Below are 5,445 nucleotides of genomic sequence, written 5' to 3'. Positions count from 1 at the left end.
CTACTCAAACGGAACAAAACCTGGGACACTTCAGCAGGTGGATCAGCGAGTTGTTGGCCTTGCGCAGGCGGATGTGGGTGTATTCCCATGCTGGGTGCGCTTACGTTTCGCTGCCTGGGTAGGGTGGTTTTTTGTTCAGGAAGTGGTGGTAGAGCTGCTGGAAATTCGTGCAGACGTGTAGCCGCAGATAGCGGCTTGTTCTAGAGGGTCGTGACTGTGGTCAATTGTGGGGCAAGGGTGTCGTAGATTGGTTTGCCTGCATCGGTGCGGGGACGGATGGTGGTGTATCTACGGATCACGCGTTGAGTATGAACGAGGCAGCGTTGGATTGTCGTTTTCGGCCGGCATGTTTTGTTGGCGCTGTAGGCGCCTTGGCCGCGCCGTCAAGCACGACGCATAGGGGTGGAGCGGGTTGCTGAAGAAGCGCGGTGTAGGCGGCGGTGGTCTCTTATTTGTCCCAGTGCCGGCACTACACGTGGTGGAGAGTAGATGCGGTGAGCAGATTGCCGGGGGTGGTTGTAGGTCGCGTCGATAAAGACTTGGTCGTGCACGCGGTAGGGGTCAAGGTTGCAGGGGATGTCAATGAGCCACAATGTGTGGAAGTGGCGTTGAGGCGTGCGCCGATCGCATCGTTGATCGGCGCCTGCTTCTGTAAGGAAACGTTGTCCAATGGCGTAGCTATGGACCGTCTCAGTTAAGGAGATTCCTGGGCTGTTCACCCAGGCGCGTCGCCTTGACCAGATTGATGAGATGGTTTGGGATGCACTGATTCTATTCCCAGAGGTTGAATCCCAGCCTGACACAGTAGGGGTTGACATTGTTGTGAAAAAGTCAATAGCTAACCAAGTCAATACGGTTAAGGAGCTACGCGACAAAGCTCATCAGACCCAGGAAGCTGCAACTGCTGCGCTAGCTCAAACGGTTAGGGTACTCTCGGCGCAAAGTCTACCTTACCGGGATATCGGACAACTTCATGGAATCAGTTTCCAGCGGGCACAGAAAATCTCGAAAGCCTAAAACATACCCACTTACACAGCTTTCAATCTCGCAGCGACCTCATGATCGCGCTTGTTGTGCCATGCTCAATGTAGACTATTCCGGACGTATCCGCAGTTCAGCCGAGAACTTCTCCTCAAGCGACCCGGTAAAACATGGTTTTGCGCACAGTGATTATGTGCACGCGATAAATCACCGTAGATGTTAGCTTTTCGAGTTCGATAGACCTAAGTGGATGGCTCTTCAGTTCACTTGACCATTGGCTTGGAACTGAAGGGTAAAGGCATTGGGAAGATGTTCACTGTCCAGTCGGATCATAATATCTTCAATTAACCCCAATTAGATAAAGCTCTAGTGTTCCAATTTTTTGAACCTGCATTAGATCTTCGAGCATAATCTTTGGCACAATTACTGTATCGTCACCTAGAAGAATGCCATATCCATCCAGTCCGGATGACCTTATGCTCAGCTTCTTCCATTTCGCGCCTTTATAGCTTAATATTGTTTCACCAATAGCGATTTCGAAACAGTCTAATGCATTTTTGTCTATCTTTTTCTTTTTATTCGTGAGGATTAGCTTTTCCAGATTTTGCAATACCTCACTCAGTGTCTGATCTGGGGAAACATTAATTTCGTTGAGTATGGATTGCACTTCTTTAGGTTCACATTTTTTTACTGAGTATATACAGTTAACATCTGGCAGGTGGCGCATGGGAAATTACCTTCTTTAGATTTAAGCTCGCACCAGATGCCACACTGGCCCCGACTTCTTACATTTAAGTTTCGGAAGGTCAGGTCGGGCAGCCTCATATATTTTCCTTAGTGCGAGGCAGGCAGGCCGCGAGGTTGCTATCCGGATCACCGCCGGAAAAGCATAAGGAGTATAGTTATTTTGAGTAGAAATTTGGCCTGATTCACGAACCCGAGGTGAAGCATGCTCAGGAAGTGAAGGTTCCGGTACGGCAGCCGCGTCAGCATACCCTGCGCTTAGCATGGCAGTGACTAGTGAAATGATAGCTGTGGGTTTCCATAGACTTTTCATTATCAATAGTATCCTTTTGGCTGTCGAAGTTTAGATTATTTTCAATTTAGTGTGGATCATTGTTTTCCGCAAGTGTTCTATAGACCATACCCCAAACGAACATATTGTGAACTACAAAAACGCCTGTTCGCTAGGGTGGGTTTATGGATAAACGAACAGATGTGTCGCTGCCTCTAGATATTTCCGAACAGCCCGAGGTTGTGTCTGGAGAAAAGGTTGGCTACGCCCGTGTGAGTTCCAAGGATCAAAACCTGGAGCGGCAGACTGAATTGTTGCGCAAAGAGGGTGTCTTTTTTCTTTTTGAAGATCGGATGACTGGTGCGACGCGGCAGCGTCCAGGATTGGAAGAAGCCCTACGGTATGTCCGCCAAGGGGATCAGCTGATTGTCACGTCGATGGATCGTCTCGCCCGCTCTTTGTCTAATCTGTATTCCATCGTTGACGACCTCACTGCACGCGGGGTGTCGGTGCGGTTTCTTAAAGAGGGTCAGATCTACTCGAAGGACTCCACCCCGATCGCCAAGCTGATGCTCGGGCTGCTGGGTTCGGTGGCGGAATTTGAACGCTCAATCATTAGGGAGCGTCAAGCCGAGGGGATTGCTCGAGCGAGGGGTGTACAAAGGTCGTGCTCGCGCGCTTACTGCGGAGCAGGTTGATCAGGCGCATGCATGGGTGGATGCTGGTGTACCGAAAGCGGAAGTCGCACGACGTTTTGAAGATAGGGCGAACAACGCTGTATAGCTGCTTTGGCAAGCCAACGCGAACTACGGATTTGGCTTAAGGAGACCCTGGTCAGGTCGATCGTATCGATAGCGGACTTGGATAATCTGACCTATTATAGCAGTAGTCAAACAGTATGGATTATCTTAATAGAGAAATCAAATAGAACCTAACGACCATGGAGAACCCTGCCAACAGGAGGACTTCGCCGACTAAAAATATGAGACCTCCGCCAATGTTAGGGCTATTGTCTGCCATGCTTTTAACAAGTACGACAGCCACCGCTCCAGCGGCAATGATCGCCCACCCTGTAGCGATTTTATTTGGGACAATTACCGCAAGAAAAATGCCCAAAAGGGCAGAAAATGCCGAGATTATTACAAGAGATTGATTGAAGGAATCAAAAAACTGGCTCTCCGTACCGTAAGATGGGTCATAAAAAGGCTTTATGATCCATCTTGATAAGCCAAACAAGGACAGAGAAATAAGAATAAGTTCAATGATCGGCAAGAAAAGAATGCGCTTTATCAAATTAATTATTCCTTAAAAATCATGAGGAGCATTCTTTACGACTTGATAGTAAACCTGGGCTACATTTCCGCACCGATACCTACCTCCACTGTATTGTGAGTATACACCTTCGCAGGTTAGCAATAGCTGCGAGTGGAACCTTTCATCACAAAATGATTGGGTCCTTTCTCCTCGAGAAACAGCCTGGTAGCACATATCATGAATAGCGCAAGGTCCTCTGAAATCTGCATTCTTTACTCCTCCAGAGTATTCATCAGGGCTAGATGTGCAGTAGTCGTTTAGATTTCCTCTATGCCAGTCATATACATAGTAGCTAGGGACTGGAATGATTGTCACTACCTCTTTTCCGCCCACTACACGAGAATCTCTAGTTTCTGCATTGGCGACAAGGATATTTCGTGCGCCTATCTCCACATTCCCCCCACTGGCCAACTCAGGATAAAGAGCAACTAGTTTATCGTTAAGTAGCTTCTCTCCCACTCGTGTAGTGGCGGTGTTTCCTAGGTACACACTTAGATCCAGTCGACTTTTTGAGAAGTTTTGAACAACATTTCCTTTACTGTCCAAAAATTGTTCGGAAGTAGGGTATCCATAGATACCTTGCTCACGTCCGCTCGCTTCCCAGATCAACTGCTGTGCTCCCACAACGCTATGTGCTCCATATTGTGGGTGCCAGTAGATCTTCCCGCGGGTGAAGTTATGGAACCGTCCGATGCCGTCAGGGGTTTTTGTTTCATCACCTGTGGGGTAACCAAGCGGGCCTTTCTCCGCTCCGGTTTGTACCCACTTGTCGTAGATCGCCCCATGGATTGTGGCCAGGCCTGCCAGTGAACCGTAGATGTGACCGTGTTCGAAGGATTGCTTGCGCCCGATACCGTCAGACTGACCGAATTCGTCAGTGGTGGGGTAGCCCAGTGGTCCACGTTCCCATCCGGTACGTGCCCAGGCGACAGAGAAGTGCGTGGTGATCGGATGAGCGCCGGTATTAGGGTGCCAGTAGATGAACCCGTTGACGAACTCGTTACGTCGTCCTACTCCATCGGGAACCTTCAGCTCGTCAGATTTCGGCCAGGTTAGGAAGCTTTGCGGTCCACCGAGAGAATCGTACTTTTCGCGGATCTTTCCGCAGACTTTGAACGGGCTGGGCCAGTATGTCCGGCAGGTATCGATGACGGCAAAAGTCTGGATCCCAGAGCGTGCCTGTGTGGCCTGTTCTTTAGCTTCTTGGACCTCGGCGCGGTTGGCCTGTTCTTTGGTGAAGCCACCAGGGATTTCTTCTTTATCGGAACGCATCTGTCCTGGGGTGACTTTGCTTTTGGGGTTGATGGTGGGGTGCCAGTTTTTGCCCGCTTGGTTATCGATGTTGTTGTCGTCGAAGCCTGGTTCTGCTGGTTCGAGATCTTCGCGCCCGGGTGCGACGTAATCGGCGTTGTTGTCGGCTGGTGTGCTGGTGGTTGCCGGGGGTTGGGTGGGCTGAGCCTGCACAACCGGGGTGAAGCCGATGCCGAGAGTGAGGGTGAACAGGAGGGTGGAGATAATGCGAGATAGTCTGGCCATGGTGGGTCATCTTCCGCTGTGGTGAATGGTTAGAAATGACCCTAGCGTGAGACAGTTCCTTTCGGGAAGGAAAATTAAGTAACAGTTGGGAAATCTTGTAAAGATGCAGGAAGATTCCTGAAATTAATCTGTATGGCTGTTTACTGACAGTCTATTCAGCGCTATATCTGTTCTTCTTATATATGTTATATATGGAATAGGTGAGCGGCCGGGCGAGGGGGCGCGATGCGACGTGCCGTGAAAGAGATGTGAACTCCTCGGACTTTCCTCACGCCCCGAGCCAGGCACACTCGTCGACAATCGACGTGTGGCATCGCTTAAGAGCTAACCAGTGGCGTGATGTCCGCGCAAAGTGCTGCGCGTGGTGCGCCATGTTCTGCGCGTAGCGGGGATGGGTTCGCCAGCGATGGCATATATCTCGTCAGGCAGGGCTTTGCGGGTGCGCTTGCTGATGCGCGCGGCGGCCTGGGCCATCTTCTTACGCCTGAGTATCAGTGAGTTGTTTCGTCACTGTTGCTCCTCATGCGGTGGGGGTCTTGTCTCGATTGCGTTTCTGGTCGTTGCGTCGTGCACGTACCCGGTCGCAGATCGCCTGGGCA

At 50.4% G+C, this 5,445-nt stretch carries 7 protein-coding genes; 3 read left to right on the top strand and 4 right to left on the bottom strand.

All coding sequences use genetic code 11. The features are described from left to right. Nucleotides 1–181: hypothetical protein (locus HMPREF3098_RS11630; RefSeq protein ID WP_210385919.1), on the top strand; the 181-nt coding region annotated here is incomplete at its 5' end. Nucleotides 182–494: 313 nt separating this feature from the next. Then, nucleotides 495–698 (top strand): hypothetical protein, encoded by a 204-nt coding sequence (locus HMPREF3098_RS11210; protein WP_141739637.1) that lies wholly within the window; start codon nucleotides 495–497, stop codon nucleotides 696–698. 623 nt (nucleotides 699–1,321) lie between these two features. Here HMPREF3098_RS11210 and HMPREF3098_RS02040 read toward each other — a convergent pair. Then, a complete protein-coding gene (locus HMPREF3098_RS02040) occupies nucleotides 1,322–1,708 on the bottom strand; it encodes a hypothetical protein (protein ID WP_035113713.1) in 387 nt (128 codons plus the stop codon). A gap of 473 nt (nucleotides 1,709–2,181) precedes the next feature. On the opposite strand from HMPREF3098_RS02040, the gene HMPREF3098_RS02035 reads away from it, so the two are divergent. Continuing rightward, complete coding sequence (locus HMPREF3098_RS02035; RefSeq protein WP_346016038.1) at nucleotides 2,182–2,694, top strand: recombinase family protein; 513 nt, start codon at nucleotides 2,182–2,184, stop codon at nucleotides 2,692–2,694. A 205-nt stretch (nucleotides 2,695–2,899) separates the two neighbouring features. Here the strand turns inward: HMPREF3098_RS02035 and HMPREF3098_RS02030 are convergent, their stop codons facing one another. From HMPREF3098_RS02030 to HMPREF3098_RS11465, 3 genes are all read right to left on the bottom strand, one after another. After that, nucleotides 2,900–3,289 (bottom strand): hypothetical protein, encoded by a 390-nt coding sequence (locus tag HMPREF3098_RS02030; RefSeq protein WP_070433799.1) that lies wholly within the window; start codon nucleotides 3,287–3,289, stop codon nucleotides 2,900–2,902. Nucleotides 3,290–3,301: 12 nt separating this feature from the next. After that, nucleotides 3,302–4,846: a hypothetical protein gene (locus HMPREF3098_RS11470; protein WP_083283941.1), complete on the bottom strand. Its 1,545-nt coding sequence runs from the start codon at nucleotides 4,844–4,846 to the stop codon at nucleotides 3,302–3,304. Nucleotides 4,847–5,170: 324 nt separating this feature from the next. Then, the gene (locus HMPREF3098_RS11465; RefSeq protein ID WP_168155973.1) at nucleotides 5,171–5,320 is read right to left on the bottom strand and encodes a hypothetical protein; all 150 of its coding nucleotides are present in this window, start codon (nucleotides 5,318–5,320) and stop codon (nucleotides 5,171–5,173) included. Nucleotides 5,321–5,445 lie beyond the last annotated feature (125 nt).

The sequence above is a fragment of the Corynebacterium sp. HMSC28B08 genome, assembly GCF_001806865.1.
Classification (GTDB): domain Bacteria; phylum Actinomycetota; class Actinomycetes; order Mycobacteriales; family Mycobacteriaceae; genus Corynebacterium; species Corynebacterium auriscanis.
Note: the sequence above shows the minus strand (reverse complement) of the source record. Positions and strands in the feature narration are given on the sequence as shown.